General features: G+C 64.1%; 19 protein-coding genes. 7 read left to right on the top strand and 12 right to left on the bottom strand.

Annotation, left to right across the window (positions count from 1 at the left end):
* Nucleotides 1–197: 197 nt before the first annotated feature.
* From JO965_RS02480 to JO965_RS02465, 4 genes are all read right to left on the bottom strand, one after another.
* Nucleotides 198–1,148, bottom strand: a complete 951-nt coding sequence (locus JO965_RS02480) for a prephenate/arogenate dehydrogenase family protein (protein WP_203442142.1) — start codon at nucleotides 1,146–1,148, stop codon at nucleotides 198–200.
* A complete protein-coding gene (gene hisC, locus JO965_RS02475; RefSeq protein WP_203444033.1) occupies nucleotides 1,141–2,241 on the bottom strand; it encodes a histidinol-phosphate transaminase in 1,101 nt (366 codons plus the stop codon). The genes JO965_RS02480 and hisC overlap by 8 nt, the downstream gene beginning before the upstream one ends.
* A 52-nt stretch (nucleotides 2,242–2,293) precedes the next feature.
* Entirely contained in the window at nucleotides 2,294–3,133 is an 840-nt protein-coding gene (locus tag JO965_RS02470) for a chorismate mutase (RefSeq protein WP_203442141.1), read from the bottom strand.
* 136 nt (nucleotides 3,134–3,269) lie between these two features.
* On the bottom strand, nucleotides 3,270–4,169 hold the full coding sequence (locus JO965_RS02465; RefSeq protein ID WP_246776721.1) for a LysR family transcriptional regulator: 900 nt from the start codon (nucleotides 4,167–4,169) through the stop codon (nucleotides 3,270–3,272).
* 83 nt (nucleotides 4,170–4,252) lie between these two features.
* On the opposite strand from JO965_RS02465, the gene JO965_RS02460 reads away from it, so the two are divergent.
* From JO965_RS02460 to metW, 3 genes are all read left to right on the top strand, one after another.
* On the top strand, nucleotides 4,253–4,960 hold the full coding sequence (locus tag JO965_RS02460; RefSeq protein ID WP_203442140.1) for a glutathione S-transferase family protein: 708 nt from the start codon (nucleotides 4,253–4,255) through the stop codon (nucleotides 4,958–4,960).
* Between the two features lie 169 nt (nucleotides 4,961–5,129).
* Nucleotides 5,130–6,299, top strand: coding sequence for a homoserine O-acetyltransferase (locus JO965_RS02455; protein WP_203442139.1), 1,170 nt, complete (start codon nucleotides 5,130–5,132; stop codon nucleotides 6,297–6,299).
* Nucleotides 6,300–6,355: 56 nt separating this feature from the next.
* Nucleotides 6,356–6,937, top strand: coding sequence for a methionine biosynthesis protein MetW (gene metW, locus JO965_RS02450; protein ID WP_371826900.1), 582 nt, complete (start codon nucleotides 6,356–6,358; stop codon nucleotides 6,935–6,937).
* A 167-nt stretch (nucleotides 6,938–7,104) separates the two neighbouring features.
* Here metW and xerD read toward each other — a convergent pair whose 3' ends face one another.
* Together xerD and JO965_RS02440 are read right to left on the bottom strand one after the other, a co-directional pair.
* On the bottom strand, nucleotides 7,105–8,037 hold the full coding sequence (xerD, locus tag JO965_RS02445) for a site-specific tyrosine recombinase XerD (RefSeq protein ID WP_203442137.1): 933 nt from the start codon (nucleotides 8,035–8,037) through the stop codon (nucleotides 7,105–7,107).
* Complete coding sequence (locus JO965_RS02440) at nucleotides 8,034–8,183, bottom strand: histidine kinase (protein WP_203442136.1); 150 nt, start codon at nucleotides 8,181–8,183, stop codon at nucleotides 8,034–8,036. Before JO965_RS02440 ends, xerD begins: the two co-directional genes overlap by 4 nt.
* A gap of 138 nt (nucleotides 8,184–8,321) precedes the next feature.
* On the opposite strand from JO965_RS02440, the gene JO965_RS02435 reads away from it, so the two are divergent.
* The 3 genes from JO965_RS02435 to JO965_RS02425 are packed head-to-tail and all read left to right on the top strand — an operon-like array spanning nucleotide 8,322 to nucleotide 11,394.
* On the top strand, nucleotides 8,322–8,954 hold the full coding sequence (locus tag JO965_RS02435) for a shikimate kinase (RefSeq protein WP_203442135.1): 633 nt from the start codon (nucleotides 8,322–8,324) through the stop codon (nucleotides 8,952–8,954).
* On the top strand, nucleotides 8,951–10,099 hold the full coding sequence (gene aroB, locus JO965_RS02430) for a 3-dehydroquinate synthase (protein ID WP_246776720.1): 1,149 nt from the start codon (nucleotides 8,951–8,953) through the stop codon (nucleotides 10,097–10,099). The genes JO965_RS02435 and aroB overlap by 4 nt, the downstream gene beginning before the upstream one ends.
* Complete coding sequence (locus JO965_RS02425) at nucleotides 10,096–11,394, top strand: HlyC/CorC family transporter (protein WP_203442134.1); 1,299 nt, start codon at nucleotides 10,096–10,098, stop codon at nucleotides 11,392–11,394. Before aroB ends, JO965_RS02425 begins: the two co-directional genes overlap by 4 nt.
* 2 nt (nucleotides 11,395–11,396) lie before the next feature.
* Here the strand turns inward: JO965_RS02425 and JO965_RS02420 are convergent, their stop codons facing one another.
* From JO965_RS02420 to JO965_RS02395, 6 genes are all read right to left on the bottom strand, one after another.
* Nucleotides 11,397–12,266 (bottom strand): alpha/beta fold hydrolase, encoded by an 870-nt coding sequence (locus tag JO965_RS02420; RefSeq protein ID WP_203442133.1) that lies wholly within the window; start codon nucleotides 12,264–12,266, stop codon nucleotides 11,397–11,399.
* Entirely contained in the window at nucleotides 12,263–14,059 is a 1,797-nt protein-coding gene (locus tag JO965_RS02415; protein WP_203442132.1) for a glucan ABC transporter ATP-binding protein/ permease, read from the bottom strand. The genes JO965_RS02420 and JO965_RS02415 overlap by 4 nt, the downstream gene beginning before the upstream one ends.
* A gap of 101 nt (nucleotides 14,060–14,160) precedes the next feature.
* Nucleotides 14,161–16,128, bottom strand: coding sequence for an ABC transporter ATP-binding protein/permease (locus tag JO965_RS02410; RefSeq protein WP_203442131.1), 1,968 nt, complete (start codon nucleotides 16,126–16,128; stop codon nucleotides 14,161–14,163).
* A gap of 101 nt (nucleotides 16,129–16,229) precedes the next feature.
* Nucleotides 16,230–16,727 (bottom strand): CAP domain-containing protein, encoded by a 498-nt coding sequence (locus JO965_RS02405; protein ID WP_203442130.1) that lies wholly within the window; start codon nucleotides 16,725–16,727, stop codon nucleotides 16,230–16,232.
* Nucleotides 16,724–19,276: a DUF3772 domain-containing protein gene (locus JO965_RS02400; RefSeq protein ID WP_246776719.1), complete on the bottom strand. Its 2,553-nt coding sequence runs from the start codon at nucleotides 19,274–19,276 to the stop codon at nucleotides 16,724–16,726. The genes JO965_RS02405 and JO965_RS02400 overlap by 4 nt, the downstream gene beginning before the upstream one ends.
* Before the next feature lie 218 nt (nucleotides 19,277–19,494).
* The gene (locus JO965_RS02395) at nucleotides 19,495–19,782 is read right to left on the bottom strand and encodes a hypothetical protein (RefSeq protein ID WP_203442129.1); all 288 of its coding nucleotides are present in this window, start codon (nucleotides 19,780–19,782) and stop codon (nucleotides 19,495–19,497) included.
* A gap of 329 nt (nucleotides 19,783–20,111) precedes the next feature.
* Here JO965_RS02395 and JO965_RS02390 point away from each other — a divergent pair, with 329 nt between their 5' ends.
* A complete protein-coding gene (locus JO965_RS02390; RefSeq protein WP_203442128.1) occupies nucleotides 20,112–22,862 on the top strand; it encodes a glycoside hydrolase family 2 protein in 2,751 nt (916 codons plus the stop codon).
* Nucleotides 22,863–22,931 lie beyond the last annotated feature (69 nt).

Raw genomic sequence — 22,931 nt, 5'->3', positions numbered from 1 at the left:
CCCCCTTGCGGGGAGGGATCGAGGGTGGGGGTCGCAAAGTCGAAGCCCTGCACTTCCTCCAGCAGGTGTGAAGGCCGCTACAACCTCACCTCTCCTTGAGGGAGAAGTTGTCCTGCGCCCGATCCATTGATCGCTCGCCCCGTCGCACCATCCCCACCCCTGCCCTCCCCGCAAGGGGGAGGGAAGAGGAAGGCCGTTTACGCCTTGTCCTCGCGCCGACGGCCGAAATCCGGTTCCGGCGTTTCCTGGCCCGACGAGATGATGCCGCGCCGGATGGCGCGGGTGCGGGTGAAAAGGTCGAAGAGCTTGTCGCCCTCGCCCCAGCGGATGGCGCGGGCGAGCAGTGCGATATCCTCGTTGAGGCGGCCGAGCATCTCCAGCACGGCCTCGCGGTTGTGCAGGAAGACGTCGCGCCACATGGTCGGATCGGAGGCCGCGATGCGGGTAAAATCGCGGAAGCCGCCGGCGGAGAACTTGATCACCTCGCCCTGCGTGACGGTCTCGAGATCCGCCGCCGTGCCGACGATGTTGTAGGCGATCAGATGCGGGACGTGGCTGGTGATGGCGAGCACGAGATCGTGGTGCTGCGCGGTCATCACTTCCACATTGGAGCCCATCGCTTCCCAGAAGGCGCGCACGCGCTCGATGGCCGCCTCATCTGTGCCCTCGGGCGGCGTGAGGATGCACCAGCGATTATGGAAGAGCGTCGCAAAGCCGGCATCGGGGCCAGAATGCTCCGTACCTGCCACCGGATGGGCCGGGACGAAGGACACGCCTTGCGGCAGATGCGGCTGCACCTGTGCGATCACAGAGGCCTTCACCGAACCCACATCGGACACGATGCAATCGGGCTTGAGACCCGGCTTCATCGCCTCGGCCACTTTTCCACAGACGCCGACCGGCACGCAGAGGATCACGAGATCCGCATCCTTCACGCCAGCAGCGACGTCAGTCGTTGCCTCGTCGGCGATCCCGAGTTCCCGCACCCGCTCGACCACAGACTCGCTCGCATCGATGGCGACGATTGTGTGGGCGAGGTTGAGATGCCGTGTGGCGCGGGCGATCGACGAGCCGATCAGCCCGAGACCGATAAGGGCGATGCGCTCGAAGAGCGGCGTTTCACGCGGAGGACCGAGACGCTCAGGCATGTTTGCCGCCCATGAAATCGCGGAGTGCCGCGACGACGAGGCCGTTTGCCTCCTCGTCACCCACGGTCAGGCGTAGGGCATGTGGCAGGCCGTAAGCATCGATCCGGCGCAGGATCAGGCCGCGGCCGGAGAGAAACGCATCCGCATCCTTCGCGGTCCGGCCGGCCTCGTTCGGGAAATGGATCATCAAAAAATTGCCGACGCTCGGCGTGACCTTGAGGCCGAGCGCCTCGATCTCGCGTGTAAGCCAGGCGAGCCAGCGCTCGTTGTGCTCGACGGCCTTCGCGATATGCGCCTCGTCCTGGATCGCCGCGATTCCCGCCGCCATGGCTGGCCCGTTGACGTTGAACGGGCCACGGATGCGGTTGACCGCATCGACGATATGGGGCGGCGCCACCATCCAGCCGAGACGCAGGTTGGCGAGGCCGTAGATCTTCGAGAAGGTGCGCGTCATCACCACGTTCTCGGACGTGGCGACGAGTTCGAGGCCCGACTCGTAATCGTTGCGGCGGACATATTCCGCATAGGCGGCATCGAGCACCAGCACCACATGCGGCGGCAGCGCCGCGTGCAGGCGCTTCACCTCGTCGAACGGGATATAGGTGCCGGTCGGGTTGTTGGGATTGGCGAGGAAGACGATCTTTGTCTTGTCCGTCACACGGCTGAGGATCGCGTCCACATCCGTGCGAAGATCCTTCTCCGGTGCCACGACGGGCGTGCCGCCGGCGGCCAGGACGGCAATGCGATAGACCAGGAAGCCGTGCTCGGTGAAGATGCCCTCGTCGCCCGGACCCACATAGGCATGGGTGATCAGCGCCAGAAGCTCGTCCGAGCCCGCGCCGCAGATGATCCGGTTCGGATCGAGACCGTACTTGCCCGCGATGGCCTCGCGCAGCTTGGTGGCTGTGCCGTCCGGATAAAGCTCGAGATGGTCGAAGGTCCGGATCGCCTCCAAGGCTTTCGGCGATGGCCCGAGCGGGGTCTCGTTCGAGGAAAGCTTATGGACCTTGGCAACCCCTGCGGCCTTGCTCTTGCCTGGCACATAGGCGTCGATCTGCATCACGCCGGGGCGGGGTTGGGGACGAACGGACATCATGACTTCCTAGCAATCAACCAATGGGAGAGGCTCTAGCGCAGCTGCTGACTTATTTCACGTGGAAACGTTCGGCATGGCTGCCGATCTCGACGAGCTGGGCGAGGCTGGCTCCCGCCTTGGTGAGAGCGGCCTTGAGCGCCGCGGGCTCAACGGTGCCGGGCACGGCGATGAGTTCGGAGAGGCCGTTGGTATCAGCGGCACTTGCCACCACCTCGCCGCCGAGCTGGGTCAGGGCCTCGTTGGCGCCCTTGTGCCAGCGCTCGAACTGGGCGGCATAGAGCACCACGTCGCGCACGGCCGCATCGGTCAGAGGCTTCGAGATGACGAAGACCGGAGTGCCGGCCGGATGGTCGGGCCGCTCGATGAAGGGCAGGCGCGCGATGATCTTCGGACGGCGCTTGTCGGCGAGCGTGCGCCACCACGCGCCGCTCGTGGCTCCCTGATCGAGCCGGAAGATGCCGAGATCGCCGCGGGAGGCCGCCACCGCCTCGATCACCGCCGCTGCGCTCGGATGCGTGATGTAGGGCACCGTGAAGCCGAAATGGAACCGGGCCGAGTCGCGCATGGGGGCATCGCCCCCGGAAATGTCGGCATGGACCGAGTAGTTGGACTGGACATAGGTGAAGGTGCCGATGATCACCCGCCAAATGCTCTCCACCGTATCGAGCGGGAGCAATCCCTCGTGGCGCTCGGCCAGGGCCTTCATCATCGAGGCCTCCCGACCGGGGCGGAAGGCCGAGCTCAGACCCGCCTTGGAGGCCTTCTTGGACGCGATCAGCCGATCGATGATGGTGCCGCGCTCCATGAGCAGCCGATGCATTGCCTCGTCGATGCGGTCGATCTCCTGGCGCAGATCGGCAAGGGACGGAGCGGACGTCTCAGTGGACATGGGCAGGATCCTTAGGGGTCGGGCGCCCTTCTTTGACGTTTTTAGGCCCCCTTGTCATCCGGGATTGCGCGACGAGGGCTTTGGGCAGGCATGCATGAGAGGAACAGCTTGCGCCCTATCTGGCCCTCGGCCGCAGTTAGCCGCCCACCAGGAAATCGATAACGGTCCTGACGGCCGGAAGCTCACTGCGCCGATGCGGCGTCAGGATCGTCGAGGTCACGCTGCCGGCAGACCAGTCCGGCAGCACCGCTGCCAGCTCCCCGGCTCCAACCAATGGCGCCGACATGGCTTCGGGAAGGCATGCGATGCCAAGTCCGGCAGCCGCAGCCTTCAACAGCACCATGGATTCATCCGCAACCAACCGCGACGCCGGAGTGACCTGAACCTCCCGGCCGTCCTTGTGCGTCAGGCGCCATGTCTTTGATGCGGGTCCTGTCAGCAACCCGTCATGTCCAACGATGTCATCGGGGTGCTCCGGCATGCCCCGGTTGGCCAGGTATTCCGGCGAAGCAACCAGCGTGATCCGCTCCACCGTCATCCGACGCTGCACCAAATCGGAGTCGGGCAGCGGCGCGAAATGGCTCCGGACGGCAATGTCGAAGCCCTCGCGAACCAGATCAACGAAACGGTCGGTGATGTGGAGTTGCAGATCCAGTTTGGGATAAGCGCGCGCGAGAACCGGCAGGCGATCGGCAAGATGAAACTGCGCCACCGGCACGGAAGCGGTGATCCGGACCAGACCCTGCGGCTCCGCCTGCCGCCGCTGCACGACGCCCTCCGCTGCTTCCGCCTCGATGACGGCCGCGCGGGCATGATCGTAGAAATCCCGGCCGACATCGGTCAGCACGAAACTGCGCGAGGTGCGATGGATCAGGCGAATGCCGAGGTCGGCCTCGAGTTCGGCGACGCGCTTGCTGATGGTCGACTTGGGGATGCCCAGTTGCCGCGCGGCAACGGCAAAGCCCCCGTTCTCCACGGCTTGCACGAAAATATGCAGATCGTTGAAGTTGAACCTCATATCGTCGTTCACAATCATGGACTTTGGGTTTCAAAAATACCGACTACAGCCCCAAAGTCTACACTGGCAGGGTAGTGTCGTCACAAACAAGGAGACACACCATGGTCCAGACCCTCATGTACGGCGTCCCGTCAGGATGCTCGTTCGGCTCAATCGTCGCCCTGGAATGGCTCGGGGAACCATATCGGCTCTGCCGCATCGAAATGCCGGCGGTCGTGACGAGCAATGCCTATCGGACGATCAATCCGGCCGGCGAGACCCCGACGCTGGTGACCGCCACGGGCGAGCGGATCAGCGAAAGCATGGCGATCCTCAATCACCTCGGCGCGCGCGGCATCGACAAGGGATTATCCTTCGCGCAGGGCACAGCAGGGTTTGACCGCCTCAATCAGATGCTGGCATTCCTCAACACCAGCTTCTTCGCCGCCTTCGGCCCACTCTGGTATGCCCTCGAGCACGAGGCAGAAGGGCCGGATAGGGATGTCCTGAGAGCCTATGGAGCAGCACAGGTCGCGAAAGCGCACGCCAACCTCGAAGCCATGCTCGGGGATAAGGAATGGCTGCTGGGTGATCGGCGCACATTGGCGGATGCGTATTTCATCGGCATCGCCCGCTGGACCAAGTATCACGACGTGGTCGACCGGCGCGACTACCCAGGCTTGCAGCGGCTATTCGAGCGGCTGGAGGCGGATCCGGCGGTGCGGTTCGCGCATGCCATCGAACGTGGCGAAGCCCCTGTCGGCACCGGCGGGTTCCAGGGAGAGGTCTCGTTGAACGACATCCTGCGCCAGCAGGCGCTCGCGGCCTGATCGAGAATGGAAAGCCCGCCTCTCACCAGGAGGCGGGCTTTTCGCAAAATGTGAGGTCGTTGGGGTGGTCCTTCATAGGACCCCTCAGCTCCCGGAGCGCGATGCTCGTTGACGTGACAGCCTTACCGCAGTACCCGTCGTTCGGAGAAACGAACATTTCCGTTTAACGATGTCCTTTGCGCCCCTGTCCTCCGAACCGCGAAGCCAGGTCGACGATCCGTCGAGCCTGGTCATGCGCTTTGGCGCGGACGAGCCCCTGATGATGGATTCAGGCGTGGCGCTTGCTCCCTGGCAGATCGCCTACCAGACCTACGGCACGCTGAACGCGGAAAAATCCAATGCTGTGCTGATCTGCCATGCGCTCACCGGCGACCAGCATGTGGCGAACGACAACCCGGTGACGGGCAAGCCCGGCTGGTGGCTGACCATGGTCGGGCCCGGCAAGCCGGTGGACACCAACCGCTTCTTCGTGATCTGCGCCAACGTCATCGGCGGCTGCATGGGCACCACGGGCCCGGCCTCGATCAACCCGGCGACGGGTGAGCCCTATGCACTGGATTTCCCGGTCGTCACCATCCGCGACATGGTGCGGGCGCAGGCGGCGCTGATCGACAAGCTCGGGATCGAGAGCCTGTTCTGCGTCATCGGCGGCTCCATGGGCGGCATGCAGGTGCTGCAATGGGCGGCGAGCTACTCAACCCGGGTCTTTTCCGCCCTGCCCATCGCCGCCGCCGCCCGCCATTCGGCCCAGAACATCGCTTTCCATGAGGTCGGTCGTCAGGCGGTGATGGCAGATCCGGAATGGCGCGGCGGACGTTATCTAACGGAAGGAACGCGTCCCTCGAAGGGCCTCGCCGTCGCGCGGATGGGCGCGCATATCACCTATCTGTCCGAGATGGCCCTGCACCGGAAGTTCGGACGCAATTTCCAGGACCGCAGCGCGCCGACCTTCTCCTTCGACGCCGATTTCCAGATCGAGAGCTACCTGCGCTACCAGGGCATCTCCTTTGTCGAGCGGTTCGATGCCAATTCCTATCTCTATGTCACCCGGGCGATGGATTATTTCGACATCGCGGCGGAGCATGGCGGCTCGCTGGCAAAAGCCTTCAAGGGATCGGCCACGCGCTTCTGCGTGATCTCATTCACCTCCGACTGGCTGTTCCCGACATCGGACTCGCGCGCCATCGTCCACGCGCTCAATGCAGCCGCGGCCTCCGTCGGTTTCGTCGAGGTGGAGAGCGACAAGGGCCACGATGCCTTCCTGCTCGAAGAGCCGGAGATGTTTGCGGCCGCGCGCGGCTTCATCGACGCGGCCGCGCGGGTGCGGGGGATCGTATGACGCTGTCCACCCTGCCCGCAGCCGATCTTGAAACCGGCCATCGCCTCGATTTTCTGATGGTCGCCGACATGGTCCAGCCGGGCTCGCGCGTGCTCGATATCGGCTGCGGCGACGGTTCGCTTCTCGCCATCCTGCGCGACCGCAAGGGCGTCGACGGGCGCGGCATCGAGATCTCGCGCGAGGGCGTGAATGCCTGCCTCGCCAAAGGGTTGCCGGTGGTCCAGGGCGATGCCGACACGGACCTTGCCGATTATCCGGACGACGCCTTCGATTACGTGATCCTCTCGCAGACGATTCAGGCGACGCGCCAACCCAAGGTGGTGCTGGAGCATCTTCTGCGCATCGGCCGCCGGGCCATCGTGTCCTTCCCGAATTTCGGCCATTGGCGCGTGCGCGTCGATCTCGTTCTTCGCGGCCGGATGCCGGTGACCGAGAACATGCCCTATTCCTGGTACGACACGCCCAACATCCATTTCTGCACCATCCGCGACTTCGTGGAACTGTGCCGCGAGGTCGGCGCGCAGATGGAGAAGGCCGTGGCCCTCAATGCCGGTGGCCAGCCCATGCGCGTAACCCTGCCCTGGTGGGTGTGGAACCTGCTCGGCGATCAGGGCGTGTTTTTGCTGAAGCGGCGGTAACGTCTCAAGCACTGTCATTCCGGGGCCGCGCAGCGGAGCCCGGAATCCATAGCCGCCGACATTGCAGTAAGAAGAGCAATGCCGCTCAGCCTTTCTTGAAGCGTCGTGTTTATGGATTCCGGGCTCGGCTCTCACGAGCCGCCCCGGAATGACAGTGGAGGATTTCCCTACCCCTCCCCCTCCGCCAGCGGATGCAAATCCCGCACCATGCTCTTCAAGCGCTCATCGAGCACATGGGTATAGATCTGCGTCGTCGAGATGTCGGAGTGGCCGAGCAATTCCTGCACCACGCGCAAATCCGCCCCGTTCTGGAGCAGATGGCTCGCGAAGGCGTGGCGGAGCACATGGGGGCTGATCTTGTCGGCGCGCAGGCCCGCCGCCCCGGCCACGACTTTCAGGTCGCGGGCAAAGGACTGGCGGGTGAGATGACCACTCTCGCTGTCGGCCGGAAACAGCCAGGGGCCGGCAGCCTTTGTCTGCTCCTCCTGCAGGGCGAGATAGGCGCGTGCGGCGTCCCGAGCGGCATCGGTGAGCGGAACGAGCCGTTCCTTGGCGCCCTTGCCGCGCACCACGAGGAACCGGTCGCGGGTCTTGGCGGCGCTGCGCGGCAGGGCAACCAGCTCGGAGACGCGCAAGCCCGTGGCATAGAGCAGTTCCAGCAGACAGGCCATGCGAGCGGCGCGCAGGCGCTCGCCGGGCGTGGCTTTCGGGTGCTGGACGCCCTCATAGGCCACCTGCAGCAGGCGGTCGACCTCAGTGACGGAGAGAACTTTTGGGAGCGCCCTCCCCCGCTTCGGCGCGGAGACGGCTGCCGTCGGGTCGGCGGGGGCATAACCCTCCACGTAGAGGAACTTGTGGAACTGGCGCACGGCAGAGAGCCTGCGGGCGGCCGAAGAGGCCCTCAGGCCGCGCTCCTCAAGGCTTGCCATGAAGCCCCGAATGGTGGCGGAGGTCGCGTTGTCGGGCTGACCGCCCGCTTCCTTCAGGTACTCGAGGTAATCGTCGAGATCGCGCCGATAGGCATCGAGCGTGTTCTTGGAGGCGCCGCGCTCGGCGGCGAGCATGTCGAGAAAGAGACTGGCGTGGCGCGCGCCGCTCATGAAGAGGAAGGCACCCGGCTGGTGGGAACCGGCACCGTGATCTCGCGCGGATCGGGATCGACGAAGGTCGCAAGCGCGAACATGGCGGCGAAGCCAAGGCCTGCGAGAATGGCGACGACGAGGAGAAACCGAAACAGGGTGGGCACGGGAGCCTCTTGAAACGTTAAGTCGCTAGAACCATGCCACAGCCTTGAAGGCAAGCCCCTCGCATCGGCTAAGTTTGGCAGGGATAGGAGGATAACGCCCTTGTGACAGGGCGCCGCGCCCGTGCTAGGACATGGCACATGAACAATATCAGCCGCTTCAATTCGCTCGATGAAGTCGGCGGGCAAGACCAGGCAAGCCAGCGCGGCCATCCCATCAGCCGCCAGCTCGGCACGCGATCGCTTGTGCTCGTCGGGCTCATGGGCGCCGGAAAGAGCACCGTGGGCCGCAGGCTCGCGCAGACGCTCAAGCTGCCTTTCCGTGACGCCGATCACGAGATCGAGACCGCGGCCGGCATGACCATCCCGGAAATCTTCGCCATCCATGGCGAGGATCATTTCCGCGACGGCGAACGCCGCGTGATCGCCCGCCTCCTGCAGGAAGGCCCGATCGTGCTCGCCACCGGGGGCGGCGCCTTCATGAACCAGGAGACCCGGAGCCGCATCGCCGAGCAGGGCCTCTCGCTCTGGCTCAAGGCCGACCTCGACATCCTCATGCGCCGCGTCCGCAAGCGGACGACCCGCCCTCTCCTGCAGAACCCGGACCCGGAAGGCACCATGCGTCGCCTGATGGAGCTGCGCTATCCGGTCTATGCCACGGCGGACATCACCATCGACTCCCACGAGGCGCCGCATGACCGGGTGGTCGCCGACATCGTCAAAGCCTTGGGCGAGTGGTTCGAGAAAGAAAGACAAGGGAGCGCCGCACCATGACGAGCGCAGCCGCCCGGATGGAAAGCCCATCCTTGATCACGGTTCCGGTCCCGCTTGGCGACAGGGCCTATGACATCCTGGTCGGGCGCCACCTGATCGGGACGGCAGGAACGCGGATCGCAGGCTTAGGCGCCCGCGCAGCCGCCATCGTGACCGACGAGCACGTCGGCCCGCTTTATGTCGAGGCGCTGGTAAAGTCCCTGGAAGCGCAAGGTTTGCGCACCTCCGTGATCACGCTTCCTCCCGGCGAGGCCACCAAATCCTATGCCAGCCTGGAACAGGTCTGCGACGCGGTGCTGGCCGCGAAGATCGAGCGCGGCGATCTCGTAGTGGCGCTGGGCGGCGGCGTGATCGGGGATCTCGCGGGCTTCGCGGCAGCAGTCGTGCGTCGGGGCGTGCGCTTCGTCCAGGTGCCGACCACCTTGCTCTCCCAGGTCGATTCCTCGGTCGGCGGCAAGACGGGCATCAACTCCCGCCACGGCAAGAACCTCGTCGGCGCCTTCCATCAGCCGAGCCTCGTTCTCGCCGACACCGCCCTCCTCGACACGCTCCCGATCCGCGAAATGCGCGCCGGCTATGCGGAGGTGGCGAAATACGGCCTGATCGACGACGAGCGCTTCTTTGCCTGGTGCGAAGCGAACTGGCAGGGCATCTTCGCCGGCGGCCCCGAGCGGGACGAGGCCGTGGCGCAGAGCTGCCGCGCCAAGGCCGATGTGGTGGTGCGCGACGAGCACGAGAACGGCGACCGGGCGCTGCTCAATCTCGGCCACACCTTCGGCCATGCGCTCGAAAAGATCACGCGTTACGATTCCGCACGCCTTGTCCACGGCGAAGGCGTCGCCATCGGCCTGTGCCAAGCATTCCGCTTCTCGGCCTCGCTTGGTCTCTGTTCATCGGCGGATGCAGAGCGCGTCGAGGCGCATCTGTCGGCCACGGGACTTCCCACGCGTCTCGCCCATGTCCCCGGGGGCTGCGGCACGGTCGACGAGCTTCTCAACGCCATGGCCCAGGACAAGAAGGTGAAGGGCGGTGCCCTGACCTTCATCCTGGCCCGCGGCATCGGGCAGAGCTTCATCGCTCCTGGCATCGAGGCCGACAAGGTCCGCGCCTTCCTGGAAAGCGAACTTAAACCGTCACGGTCATGATCGAAGAATCCTCCGGCGATCTCTGGTTTGCGGCCTTGGTCGTCATCTTCTGCCTTCTGCTCTCCGCCTTCTTCTCGGCCGGCGAGACGGCTTTCACGGGTGCATCGCGCTCCCGCATGCTGGTTCTGGAAAAGGGCGGCGACCGGCGCGCCAAGCTGGTGAACCGCCTGCTCGAAATCCGCGAGCGCTTCATCGGTACGGTTCTGATCGGCAACAACATCGTCAATATCGGCGTCTCCGCCTTCGCCACCAGTGTGCTCGTGGCGATCTTCGGCGACGAGGGCGCGATCTACGCCACAATCATCATGTCGGTCCTGGTGATCGTCTTCGCCGAGGTGCTGCCGAAGACCGTCGCTATCTCTTCGCCGGAGACCGTGTCGCTTTTCCTTTCGCGGCCGATGTCATGGGCCGTGGCGCTGCTGGGGCCGCTGGCGATCGCCATCGAGCGGCTCGTGAAGCTCATGCTGCGGCCCTTCGGCATCAGGATCGGCGAGAACACGCCGATCCTATCGGCCAGCGAAGAGATTCGTGGGCAAGTGGCCCTGCTGCACAAGGAAGGCGGCGTCGCCAAGGTGGAACGCGACATGCTCGGCGGTCTCCTTGACCTCGAAGACCTGACGGTCTCGGAGGTCATGGTCCACCGCACCAAGATGCGCACCATCAACGCGGATCTGTCCTCGGAAGAGATCGTGCGCGAGGTGCTCTCCTCGCCCTATACCCGCATGCCGCTCTGGCGCGAGAGCCAGGAGAACATTGTCGGCGTGCTCCACGCCAAGGACCTGCTGCGCGCACTCGACGCGGTCGGGGGCGATGCGAGCAGGCTGAAGGTCGAAGCGATCGCGCTGGAAACCTGGTTCGTACCGGATACCACCTCCCTGCGCGACCAGTTGAAGGCCTTCCTCGCCAAGAAGACCCATTTCGCGCTCGTCGTCGACGAGTACGGTGAGGTGATGGGTTTGGTGACGCTTGAGGACATCCTCGAAGAGATCGTCGGCGATATCAAGGACGAGCACGATCTCTCGGTCCAAGGCGTGCGCCCGCAGCCCAACGGCTCGGTCAATGTCGACGGCTCCGTGCCGATCCGCGACCTCAACCGCGCCATGGACTGGAACCTGCCGGACGAGGAGGCCACCACCATCGCGGGTCTCGTCATTCACGAAGCGCAGACGATTCCCGACACGGGCCAGATCTTCACCTTCCACGGTTTCCGCTTCCAGGTGCTGCGGAAGTCGCGCAACCGGATCATGGCACTCAGGATCATGCCGCTTACCCAGGTCCGTGCCAGGGCGGAGTAAGTTCAGGATTTCAGAAAATCCAGCAGCGCCGCGTTCACGGCATTGGGCTCTTCATGCTGGACCCAATGAGTGGCATTCTCGATCCAGCGAATATCGCCTGACTGGCATAAGGCGAGACTTGCTTCCGCCAAACCCTTCTCCAAAAAACGGTCGCGACTTCCCCAAACAACAAGTGTCGGGGATCGAACAGTTGAATCCTTCATGTCGGGCTTGAATGGCAGCGCCCGATACCAATTGAGCATGGTCGTGAGCGCGCCGGGCTGCGACCAGGCTTTCTCGTATCGAGCGATATCCTCGTCCGAGAACGTACCGCGACGGCTCGTGCGCAGGAGCGCATCCTTGAGGCTACGATAGCCGTCGGCCGAGAGCATGGCCTCGGGCAGCCGCGGAATCTGGAAGAGGCCGACATAGAGGCTTTTCAGCATCTGGCTCGGATGCGAGCGCATATAGGATCCGGCGACGCTCGGATGGGGTGCGTTGAGGACGACGAGCTTTTCAACGCGATCGGGATAGCGCGAAGCCGTCCACCAGGCGACGAGCCCGCCCCAATCGTGGCCCACCACGGAAAATGTCCTGTGCCCGAGCGTATCCGCCAATCCGACCCCATCCTTCGCCAGCGTATCGAGATCATAGGCACGCCGGCCTTCGGGCTTGTCGCTCAAGTTGTAGCCGCGCTGGTCCGGCACGAGCACGCGAAAGCCGGCGTCAGCCAGAGGACCGATCTGATAACGCCACCCCCACCAGAACTCGGGAAAACCATGGAGCAGGATCACGAGCGGACCATCCGCAGGCCCCGCCTCGACTACATGAAGCGTCACGCCATTGACCCGGTGGCGGGCGCCCGGTGTCTGCGGATCGAAGGTCTGCCTCATGCGTGCGCGGACACTCTCACCCGCTTCGGAGGAGGCTCCTCGGTGGCCATGAACTGCGCCTTGGCCAGCTCCGCGAACCTGCCGCCCTTCGCGACGAGTTCCTCGAAGGTGCCGGTCTCGATCACGCGTCCCTGATCGAAGACGAGAATGCGGTTGGCGTTGCGGATCGTGGCGAGACGGTGGGCGATGACGAAGGTGGTGCGTCCCTTCATCACTTCGTCCAAAGCCCTTTGCAGCTTCTGCTCCGTGGCCGCATCGAGCGCGCTCGTCGCCTCGTCGAGGATGAGGATCGGCGGGTTCTTCAGCAATGCGCGGGCGATGGACAGGCGCTGGCGCTCGCCACCCGAGAGGGAACGCCCGCGCTCGCCGATGATTGTGTCGAGACCTTCCGATTGGCGCGAGATGAATTCGATCGCCTGCGCCCGTTCCAAGGCCTCGATCATCTCCGCGTCGGTGGCGTCGGGCCGCCCGACCTGCAGGTTCTCACGGATGGTGCGGGCAAACAGCATCGGCTCCTGGAACACCACGCCGATGTTGCGCCGCAGGGACGAGAGCGTGACATCGCGAATGTCGAGATCGTCGATGCGGATCGAGCCCGATTGCGGATCGAAGGCGCGATGCAGAAGGCCCAGCGTCGTCGACTTGCCGGAGCCCGTGGACCCGACCAGCGCCACGTTCTCACCCGAGCGAACGGCAAAGGACACATCCTGCACGGCCGGGCGCTTGCCGTCATAGGAGAAGCTCACATTGTCGAAGACGACGTCGCCGCGATAGCGCTCCACGTTCCTGGCATTGGAGCGGTCGTGAACGACGGGAGCCGTGTCCAGGATCTCGAAGAATTCCTGCAGCTTCGGCGCCTGCATGAAGAGCTGGTTGATGAAGCTCACCGCCTGCTCCAGCCGCCCGATCAGCATGGTGGCCATGCTCATGAACATGACCACCTCGCCGATGGTGGCCAACCCGTGCAGATGCAGCCAGGTGCCAAGGAGAAAGATCGCCGTGACGGTGATCGTCGCCGAAGCGCGGGACGCGACGGAGGCCAGTGCCCACCAGGATAAAACCGGATTCTGCGCCTGCAGCAATTGCTGAATGATGGTGCGCAGCGAGCGGCTCTCGGCCTCGACGCGAGTGAAGGACTGGATGACCGGCACATTGCCGAGCGCGTCTGACGCATGTTCCGCGAGGCTCGAATGATAGCGCTCGACCGAACCCTGCAGGGTTTCCGTCTTGCGCAGCACGATGGCAGTAAGAAACGCGAACACTGCCACGAGCGCGACGAGGAGAAGCCCCAGGCGCCAGTTCAGGAACACAGTCAGCGGCAGGAGGACGACGAGCGCGATGATCGCCGAGAAATGCTCGCGGAAGAAGCCGAGCCAGAGCCAGGACATGGCGCCCGAGCCTTCCAGCATCACCTTCAGCACACGGCCGGAATGGGTCGAAGTGTGGAAGGCGAGCGGCAATTCGAGCACGTGCTCGAAATAGTTCGCCACCACGGCGAGTCGACGGCGGTGCGCGAGACGGTCAGCATGCAGCGCCACGAGCGCGCCCGCTCCGATGGAGAACAATCCGAACGCCACCCAGGCGAGAATGAGCGGCGTGAGAACGCTAAAAGTCACGGGCGGAGCGCCCGGTATCTGAGCGCGTGTGAGCACATCGATGATGCGCCCGAACAGGATCGGCTCCGCGAAAGCCGAAATCGCGAGACCAATATTCGCCAGGGCCAGCAGCACGCCGACCCTCATATCGGACCCGAGCTGGCCCAGAACACGGATATAAAGCCTGATCAGCCGCATGGGGATCTACCTGCGAACGTGACGACGGGCATTCCGTCTCCGATCAAGATTTACGCACTTCACCCCGCTTGAAAAGCCGGAACCTTTCGGATTGCCTCTCATCATGCCCGGCCCCGGGCCGGCTTCAGGCTCCGGCGAAAACGCCCGATCCATTTCGGTCCGAGCTTCGATTGCGAACGCCCGTTCGGTCGCGACCGGGGACGGGCCAGAAGAATGGCCCCTTCCTTGGTCTTGCGGATGTGGAGCGTTCGGGTGTGAAACTCCTCAAGGCCGGGCCGGTGTCCAATTGACAGAACGCTCGCACCCTTCAATTCGTTCTCGAACAGCGCCAGCATGGACGCCTGGTTCTCCTCGTCGAGCGCGGAGGTCGCCTCGTCCATGAACACCCATCGGGGCTTGTGCAGCAACAAGCGGGCAAACGCCACACGCTGCTGCTGGCCGAGCGACAGGCTCTTGTCCCAGCGCTCATGCTTGTCGAGCATCTCGACGAATTCGCCCAGTCCGCAGCGATCGAGGGCCTCCCTCAATTGGGCATCGTTGAAGGTTTCGGGCGAGGCTGGATAGCTGATGGCCGCCCTCAGTGTGCCCAGAGGCAGATAGGGCCGCTGCGGCAGGAACATCATTTCCTCGGGCCTGGGGATGCGGATCCGGCCCGATCCCCAGGGCCAGAGACCGGAAATGGCGCGAAACAGCGTGCTCTTGCCAGCGCCCGACTCGCCCATGATCAGCACCCGTTCGCCGGGCTGGATCTCCGCCGTTGCATCCTCGATGAGGATGCTGCCATCGCTGAGCGCAATCGAAACGGCTTCGAAGCTGAGGTAGTCCTTGGGGTGAGGCCCGATCTCGATCTGGCGGGTCTCGGCCGCAACCTCTTCGAGATCGATGGCGGCCTGCCGAAAGGTGGCAACGCGCAGGACGGCGGAACGCCAATCGGCGATCTTCGGGAAATTGTCGACGAAGTAGCGCAAGGCCGATTGCACCTGATTGAAGGCGCCGACCACCATCATCATCTCGCCGAACGAGAGGCGTCCCGAGAAATAGTCCGGCGCTGCCGCCAGGATCGGCACCACGATGGCCAGCCAGCCGTAACCGGAGGTGATCCAGGTCAGGCGGGCAAGACCGCTGGAGAGGCGCCGGGACGCCGTGAGGACGGCCTCGACGAATTCATCGAGGTTGCGGCGCTCGTCCGGCTCTCCGTTGTAGAGAGCGACGCTCTCGGAACTCTCGTTCACGCGCACGAGCGCGAAGCGCAACTCGGCCTCGCGGGCGTAGCGGAGCGTGTTGAGGCGGATCATCGGGCGACCGACGAGCCAGGTGAGACCGGAGCCGATACCGGCATAACCGACGGCAACCCAGACCATGTAGCCGGGGATCGTGATCTCGCGTCCGCTTAAGGTGAAGCTCACTGGTCCGGACAGTGCCCACAGGACACCGATGAAACTCACGAGGAGGAGGAAAGCCTGCAGCATGCCGACCCCGAGCTCCGTCGAGAGCTCGGAAAAGAGACGGCAATCCTCCTGCATCCGCTGGTCCGGCTGGGCGCTGCTTTCGCCCATGAAGCCGAGCTGGTAGGCCCGGTTCGGCTTGAGCCAGATGTCGAGCAGCACCTGCGTCAGACGCTGCCGCAACCGGATCTTGAGACGCTCCTGCAGCCAGGTCTGCGCCACCACCAGCGCCAGGAGCACGACGACGATGACCAGGAAAACAAGAAGCTGATGGAGGAATGCGGAGGTATCGCGCTTCTCGACCGCATCGAAGAAGGCGCCGTTCCATTCGTTGAGCCGGACCTGGCCGACCATGTTGCAGACGAGGATGACGAGAATGGCGGCCGACAGCCGCAGCATCGGCCAGCCCTTGCCGTGCCGGAGCATGTCGCGAAAGAGCAGATACAGCTCGCGCACGATGCTCGGGGCCATCTCATGAGGATGCGGAGGCTCCGGATGATGGGCAGCCGCATTAGCGGCTTCTTTCGCCAGCGTGTTGCCTTGCCCGGGACCGACTTCCTGTTCACTTCCTGTCGCAGGGGGCGGAGGCAGCTGCCTGCCCAGTTTGGGGTCGAAATCGGGCATGTGTCGAGACGCGCACTCTTTTCAGCTTGGGAGTTCCTCAAGCTAAAGCGCGCTCGCTCGGCGAATGTTCCAAACGCTGCCGTTCTGGACCCTGAGACTGATCAGCGCTTGTCGGATGCCAGCGCGAGGACCCAGTAAACCTTGTACTTGGAATTCGGCGCATAGGCCGTCGCAATACCGATCCGTGTCGCTTTCGCGTCGAGAAGGACGCGGTTGTGCTGCGGACTCTCGCGCCAGCCCGAGAAGGCCTCGGCCAGCGTGTGGTAGCCCGCGGAAAGGTTTGCCGCCGGTGCGGCAAATCCCCTCGCAGCCAGCCGGGCCTTGAAGGCCTCGGCGGAACTCGGCTTGTCGGCCCTCGCCATGGCATCGGCCTCCGCTTGGGCGGCAGCCTGGAGATCGGGATCGAGGGTCAGGGGCCGCAAGCCATTGTTGCCGCGATAGGCGCTGATCATGTCGCGCGCCATGGCGGCATCCACCTCGGCACTGGCATTGGCCATGGAGACGTAAAAGCTCGGAGTCTGGCTGCGCTGGACAGGCTTCTCGCTCTGGCAGGCGGTGAGAGCGAGGGCGGGAAGGATCAAGAGGATAAGACGCTTCATGCAGGCGTCTTATCCTTGAGAAGGGTTAAGGTTTCGTCCTCTTTCTCCTCCGCCTTCAGAGCCTTGTCCTGCGGTTCCTCTTCCGGTTCGAGGGCTGGGGCCGGCATGGGAACGCCGATTCCGGCTTTGCGCAGGCCGCGGAAGATCTCGAAATAGATGTCGCTCGAGACGCGCCCGGCCGCATCGATATCGTCCACAAAACAGATGAGATCGAAATCGATGGTGTTTTCCGTCACCTTCTTGAACAAAACCCGCGGCGGCGGCTCGCTCATCACCTCTCGATGGGCGAGCGCAGCCTTGCGCATGATCTCCGCCACCTGATCCGGATCAGACGCGCGGGGAACCGGAACCGAGACGAGCACGCGCCCGACGCGATCGTTGCGCACGCGGTTGCGCACGATGCCGGAGATCAGGTTCGAGTTCGGCACGATGATCATTGAGCGGTCGAAAGCCTGGATCTCGGTGGAGCGCACATTGATCCGGCGCACATAGCCCTCGCCGTCGCCGACGACCACAAGATCGCCGACGCGGATCGGACGCTCCCAGAGCAGGATAAGACCCGAAATGAAGTTGTTGACGATGGATTGCAGGCCGAAACCGATACCGACCGAGAGCGCACCGGCCACGATAGTCACTCGCTCTAGGCTGAGGCCGAGATAGGTAAAGGCCATCACACCCGCGATAATGATGCCGACATAGCCCGCTGCGGTGCTGATCGAATTGCGCAGGCCCGCATCCAGTTCGGTCGCCGGCAGGAAGGTGTTGTTGAGCCAGCGCTGGATCACGCGCGTGATGGCGAAGCCCGCGGCGAACAGCAGGGCCGCAATGAGGATCGACGACAGGGAGATCGTGACGTCGCCGACATTGAAGCCGAAGAACACCGCCCGCAGGGAACCCGTCACATCGGCCGATTCGATGCCCCAGGGAGCCAGCACCAGCAGGATGCCAACGATGATAAGGGCGAGCCGCGCAACGCCGCTGCCTAGAACGCCGATTTGCTCCAGGGAGCGACGGCGCAGACCGGTATTGGCCTGCAGCGCCGTGGCAAGCTTGGTCTGACCGCGCAGGGAGCCGCCGATGAACTCGTCGGCAAGTGCGACACCCAGGACCAGCAGCGCGATGACGATGGAGATCCAGACCGCCTGATCGACCAGGAAGGAGGCCAGCGCCACATAGCCGCCGAGCACGCTGCCGACGATGAGGGCCACGAGGAACCATCCCAGGCTGCGCAGAGGTCCGCCAATGTCCACATCCTGGGCAACGTAGGGCCCGAGGCAGGCTTCATCCTGCGTTTCGCGGGTTGCGAAGCGCCGCAGCAGCTCGGCGAAGATCAGAGCGGCCGCCAGGGCGAAGATCGCTCGAGTGATGACGGTGACGGGCAAGGCCGCGGCAATGGCAGTGTTGAACGCCTCAATCACTTTGCCGGCGACCATGACGGTCGCCAGGGTGACCGAGAAGCTCATGATTCGCGTGGCAGAGACATCCCTGACCGGAATCAGCCGCCAGGGGGTATGGTCCGGCGCCAGGATGGCATCGATCAGGGCGCGCACGAAGGCGATGAAGGCGAGGCCGCTCAGGAGAGCTTTGACGACCTGCTCCAGCCGCGGTGGGACGACATCGGCGGAATCGAAGGCCACCCAGACGATCCAGCTGCCGGCGATGGCCGGACCGGCTCCCAGGATCAGGACGCCAAGAGCGGCCAGAAGACGGCTGCGTCGCGCGGGATCGGTAATGGCGGGATCGCGCTTGACGAGACGTGGGGCAATCGAGCGTCGCCCGGCATAAAGCGCGATGGCCGCGCCGATGGCGAGGCCGAGAACAAGCAGGACGCCGAGCGAAGTGTTGCGCTGGAGCTGCTCCAGGGCGTCGCCCAGGACGATCCCCAGCGCCCGCAGTTCCCGCGGAACGGCCTGCACCACGTTCATCCACAGGTTGGGGCTGACGATCCCGTCGCTCTGCTCGAACAGGGCGCGGGTAAAGCCCGCCCGGCGCAAATCGCCGATCTGGGTGTTCAGCTGCTCGGCCTGGACGAGCAGGGCGCGCCCGAGTCGCTGGGTCTCGTCGAGCTCCGCCACGGCCGCCTCGCGCTCGGCGCGATCGCGGGCAACGTCGGCGCTCTCCTCGGGCTGACCCTTGTCCGGCTTCGGCCCGAGCTGGCTCAGGCGCTGCTTGCTGGCCTCGAGCTTCGGGGTCTGTTCGTCGATGACGGCGCGGATCTCGCCGATAATCGGTTCGATCTGCACGCGAATGTTCTGCAGATCCGCGTCGGACATGGTCCGGCCCTGGATCGCCGCTTCCTTCTGATCGAGATCGGCCTTGAAGCCGTCGAGCTTGGCGCGGGCAGCCTTCGTCTCGGCCGAAATTGAGGTGGCGGGTGCGGCCGCTACAGGGGCAGGAGCAGCTTGGGGCGGAGCGGCGGCCGGGGTTTGAGCCTGAGGCTGGGTATTGGGGGAGGTCTGAGCCTGCTGTGCATAGGACGCGCCGCCTGCTGCAATGCTCAACGCAATCACAGCGGCCCCGAAGAGCCGCTTCATGCCAATACTCGTCATTCAGTCTACCCTAGAGCACCGGATCGATCCGGTGCTCCCCTTTTGAAGAAGCGCGTTGTTCCAGGCCGAGGATCGGCTCCGCTTTTGCAGCGCAATGCGTCGGCGGGCCGGTTCTTTGCGAATCATTACGGCGAAAAGTCGCCGCCCGGCCAACGAAGCGCAACAAAAAAGCCAGGAGAGGATGATGGCCTCTCCCGGCCTCCCTAAGGGAAAAAGCGTTACGGCTTCGGCGCTTCGTTGGCCGAAGGCTGGGCCCCAGGCGCAGGATAGGCCGGGTTTGCAGGGGAGACGCGGTCGGTGGGATTGGCGGACGAGCCAGTGGTCGAACCCGTCACATTGGCGCGGGCCGCATCGGTTCCGGGATGGTCAGGTGACGTGGAACCGACCCACAGCATATAGCCGGAAATCGCGACGCCCGCGAGCAGAAGCGCCCCGATCAGAACACCCAGGACCGGGCGGCCCGGGGGCCCTTGTCGGGCGCGATCGTCAGGAATCTGTGGAGCCATCTCTAGCCTCTTTAAAAGGTGGTTGGTCGGGCGAGCAGCGAGGCTCGGCATTGTCAGGGCAACGCGAGATGAAAGAGCGGGTTCCTGGCTGTCTCGCCACCCTGCCGGTCGGAGGTTCCCGGTCCGTCCCATCCCCGGGATCAAATGAAGCGTTTCTCCGTTGTTCGAGACGGGCCACCGACGACAGTCAGAGACGAGGGGCCGATGGGTCGAACGCGCTTCGGGGACACGCGATGTCGCAGGCCGGATACCTTCCCGCATTGCTTGCCGTCAGTCATGTTTTCGCCGCTTTCAAAACCTTTGGGTAATCTCTGATTCAAGGAGATATCATGCAGGACAATCGCATCAGCCTGGACGGGACTTGGGAATTTTTGCATGTGGCCGACGACCGTCTGTCGGGCCCGGCGGAGGTTCGCCAGATCACGGTGCCGAGTCCCTGGCAGGCCCAGTTTGCGGATCTGCGCATGCGCGCCGGCATCGGCATCTACCGCAGGACGATCGAGATCGACGAAGCCTGGCTGCATGACAGTGTCTGGATCCGCTTCGGCGCCGTCTTTCACAATACGAAGGTCTTCATCAACGGTGAGATGGTCGGCCACAACGAGGGCGGGTTCCTGCCCTTCTCGTTCGATGTGACGGCCTACCTCAAGCCGGGCGCGAACGAGATCAAAGTCCGCGTCGACAGCCCGACCGACAACCCGGCCGAATTCCCGGACTCGCCCTTCGCCGAAATCCCGTTCGGCAAGCAGAGCTGGTATGGTCCGCTCTCAGGCATCTGGCAGTCGGTCTGTCTCGAACGCCGCATCTCCGATCACATGAGCCGTGTCCGCCTCGTTCCCAACCTGACGACGGGACGGGTGACATCGGGCGTTTTCTTCGCGCGTCCGCTGACGGACGCAACCCAGATCCGCATCGAGGTCACGGATCCGTCGGGCGATGTGGTGCTTGATGAGATGCACGAGACACAGGTCGGCGTCACCTCCATGCCGTTCGAGTTCACGCTCGACGATGTGCGCGCCTGGTCACCGGACCATCCCAACCTCTATCGTATCCGCCTCGAACTCAGGCGCAACGGCGAGGTGAGGGACGAAATCGCGGATCATTTCGGCTTCCGCTCCATCGAGACGCGCAACGGCAAGTTCTATCTCAACGGCGAACCGCTTTACCTGCGCTCCGCTCTCGACCAGGACTACTATCCGGACACGATCTGCACAGTGCCGTCCGTAGAATTCCTGGAAGACCAGTTCCGCAAAGTGAAGGAACTGGGCCTCAACTGCCTGCGCTGCCACATCAAGGCGGCCGATCCGCGCTATTACGAAGTGGCGGACCGGATGGGCGTTCTCATCTGGACCGAGTTGCCGAACGGCGGCATGGCCACCGACCGCTCACGCGGTCGCAAGGAGAAGCTCCTGAAGGGGATCGTCGACCGCGACGGAAACCATCCCTCGATCATCATCTGGACGATCATCAACGAGAACTGGGGTGTCGATCTCGTCAACGACGCGGATCACCGCGACTGGCTCAAGCGCACCTTCGCCTGGCTGAAGGCCTACGATCCGACGCGCCTCGTGGTCGACAACTCACCGCTCGCTCCGAGCTTCCACGTGGAATCCGACATCGCGGATTATCACTTCTATGCGGCCTATCCCGATCATCGGGCGCAGTGGGATATCTTCGTCGACGAATTGTCGAGCCGTGCCTCGTGGCTCTATTCGCCCCATGGCGATGCGGTCATCACCGGGCGCGAGCCGCTGATGTGCTCCGAGTTCGGCAATTGGGGCCTGCCCTATCCGAAGGACCTGCGTGACGAGAAGGGCGAGGAGCCTTGGTGGTTCGAGACCGGGCACGATTGGGGCGAGGGCGTGATGTATGCCCACGGCGTCGAGAACCGCTTCTCGGACTGGAGCATGGATCGCGTCTTCGGCGATCTGCGCCGCTTCGTCATCGCGGCGCAGTGGCAGCAGTTCCGCGCCTTGAAGTACGAGATCGAGTCGATGCGCCGCAAACCGAATCTGGCGGGCTACGTCATCACCGAGCTGCATGACTGCCATTGGGAATCGAACGGTCTGCTCGACATGCGCCGGAACCCGCGCGTGTTCCACGAACTGTTTCACATCATCAATACGGACACGGTGATCGCGCCGAAATGGGAGCGCGCTTCCTATTGGTCCGGCGAAACGGTTGCCCTTGAGCTCTGCATTGCACACGGAGCCGGACAGCCCCTCGAGGATTGCCAGCTGGAGATCTCGGTCTGCAGCGAGACCGAACGACTGCCGCTTCCCGTTATCAAGGCACCCGACGTCTTCAACTTAGGGCGTGTCGAAATCCCCCTGCCGGCGGTCGATGAGCCGTCGCTCCGGCGCATCAGCTTCGATCTGCGTGCACCCGGCGGCAAGCTCATCGCACACAACCACCACGACATCGCCATTCACTCCAAGCGCACCAAGCCGGTTCATGCGCGCGAACTGGTATGGTCGCCGGATGAGGATATCCGCGAGCGCTTCCGGGCTCTGGGCTACAACATCGCCCGTGCCTTCGAGGAATCGACCCTGATCGTCTCCCGTACGCACAACAAGGCCATTGCCGATCATGTCCGCGCGGGCGCTAAGCTCCTGCTTCTGCCGGAAGAGGACATGACGCTTTATCCGTTCTTCCCGCATTGGCAGGCCGTGCGGGTGCAGGCGCGCGCCGGCACCCTCTGGTCCGGCGATTGGGCATCGTCATTCGGCTGGCTGCGTCGCTCGGGCCATTTTGCCCGCTTCCCCTCCGGCCCCCTCCTCGACGAGACCATGGACCGGGTGCTGCCGGATTACGTGATCGTGAACTGCAATCTGCTCGACTTCCAGGCGCGCGTGTTCGCCGGTCTCGTGGTCGGCTGGATTCACAAGCCGGTGGCGCTCGGTGTCGAACGCTCCTATGGGCGCGGACGCATGGTCACTTCGACCCTGCGACTGTTCCGGGACCAGCCCCTGGCCGATCCGACCGCAACCCTTCTGACGGATGCGTTGGTGGAGCTGGCCGTGGAATCCCGCGCTGCGCGCCTGGAAGAGGCCGTCCGGGCAGCCGAGGCCGCAGCGTAAAATCCTCAATCTCGTTTCATGAAAAGAGCGGCGCGGAGACATCTGCGCCGCTCTTTTTCTTAAGCAATG

The organism is Microvirga sp. VF16 (assembly GCF_016864375.1).
In the GTDB taxonomy this organism is placed as follows: domain Bacteria; phylum Pseudomonadota; class Alphaproteobacteria; order Rhizobiales; family Beijerinckiaceae; genus Microvirga.
The sequence above is the reverse complement of the archived record's forward strand: the minus strand, read 5'-3'. Positions and strand labels throughout refer to the sequence as shown.

What these genes read in the sequence shown, in the direction of transcription:
- JO965_RS02480 (WP_203442142.1), bottom strand. Translation starts at nt 1,148, where the DNA reads ATGCCTGAGCGTCTCGGTCCTCCGCGTGAAACGCCGCTCTTCGAGCGC.
- aroB (WP_246776720.1), top strand. Translation starts at nt 8,951, where the DNA reads ATGACGAGCGCAGCCGCCCGGATGGAAAGCCCATCCTTGATCACGGTT.
- JO965_RS02465 (WP_246776721.1), bottom strand. Translation starts at nt 4,169, where the DNA reads ATGATTGTGAACGACGATATGAGGTTCAACTTCAACGATCTGCATATT.
- JO965_RS02420 (WP_203442133.1), bottom strand. Translation starts at nt 12,266, where the DNA reads ATGAGGCAGACCTTCGATCCGCAGACACCGGGCGCCCGCCACCGGGTC.
- JO965_RS02415 (WP_203442132.1), bottom strand. Translation starts at nt 14,059, where the DNA reads ATGCGGCTGATCAGGCTTTATATCCGTGTTCTGGGCCAGCTCGGGTCC.
- JO965_RS02425 (WP_203442134.1), top strand. Translation starts at nt 10,096, where the DNA reads ATGATCGAAGAATCCTCCGGCGATCTCTGGTTTGCGGCCTTGGTCGTC.
- JO965_RS02410 (WP_203442131.1), bottom strand. Translation starts at nt 16,128, where the DNA reads ATGCCCGATTTCGACCCCAAACTGGGCAGGCAGCTGCCTCCGCCCCCT.
- JO965_RS02455 (WP_203442139.1), top strand. Translation starts at nt 5,130, where the DNA reads ATGTCCTTTGCGCCCCTGTCCTCCGAACCGCGAAGCCAGGTCGACGAT.
- JO965_RS02470 (WP_203442141.1), bottom strand. Translation starts at nt 3,133, where the DNA reads ATGTCCACTGAGACGTCCGCTCCGTCCCTTGCCGATCTGCGCCAGGAG.
- JO965_RS02405 (WP_203442130.1), bottom strand. Translation starts at nt 16,727, where the DNA reads ATGAAGCGTCTTATCCTCTTGATCCTTCCCGCCCTCGCTCTCACCGCC.
- JO965_RS02390 (WP_203442128.1), top strand. Translation starts at nt 20,112, where the DNA reads ATGCAGGACAATCGCATCAGCCTGGACGGGACTTGGGAATTTTTGCAT.
- hisC (WP_203444033.1), bottom strand. Translation starts at nt 2,241, where the DNA reads ATGTCCGTTCGTCCCCAACCCCGCCCCGGCGTGATGCAGATCGACGCC.
- xerD (WP_203442137.1), bottom strand. Translation starts at nt 8,037, where the DNA reads ATGAGCGGCGCGCGCCACGCCAGTCTCTTTCTCGACATGCTCGCCGCC.
- metW (WP_371826900.1), top strand. Translation starts at nt 6,356, where the DNA reads ATGGTCGCCGACATGGTCCAGCCGGGCTCGCGCGTGCTCGATATCGGC.
- JO965_RS02395 (WP_203442129.1), bottom strand. Translation starts at nt 19,782, where the DNA reads ATGGCTCCACAGATTCCTGACGATCGCGCCCGACAAGGGCCCCCGGGC.
- JO965_RS02400 (WP_246776719.1), bottom strand. Translation starts at nt 19,276, where the DNA reads ATGACGAGTATTGGCATGAAGCGGCTCTTCGGGGCCGCTGTGATTGCG.
- JO965_RS02435 (WP_203442135.1), top strand. Translation starts at nt 8,322, where the DNA reads ATGAACAATATCAGCCGCTTCAATTCGCTCGATGAAGTCGGCGGGCAA.
- JO965_RS02460 (WP_203442140.1), top strand. Translation starts at nt 4,253, where the DNA reads ATGGTCCAGACCCTCATGTACGGCGTCCCGTCAGGATGCTCGTTCGGC.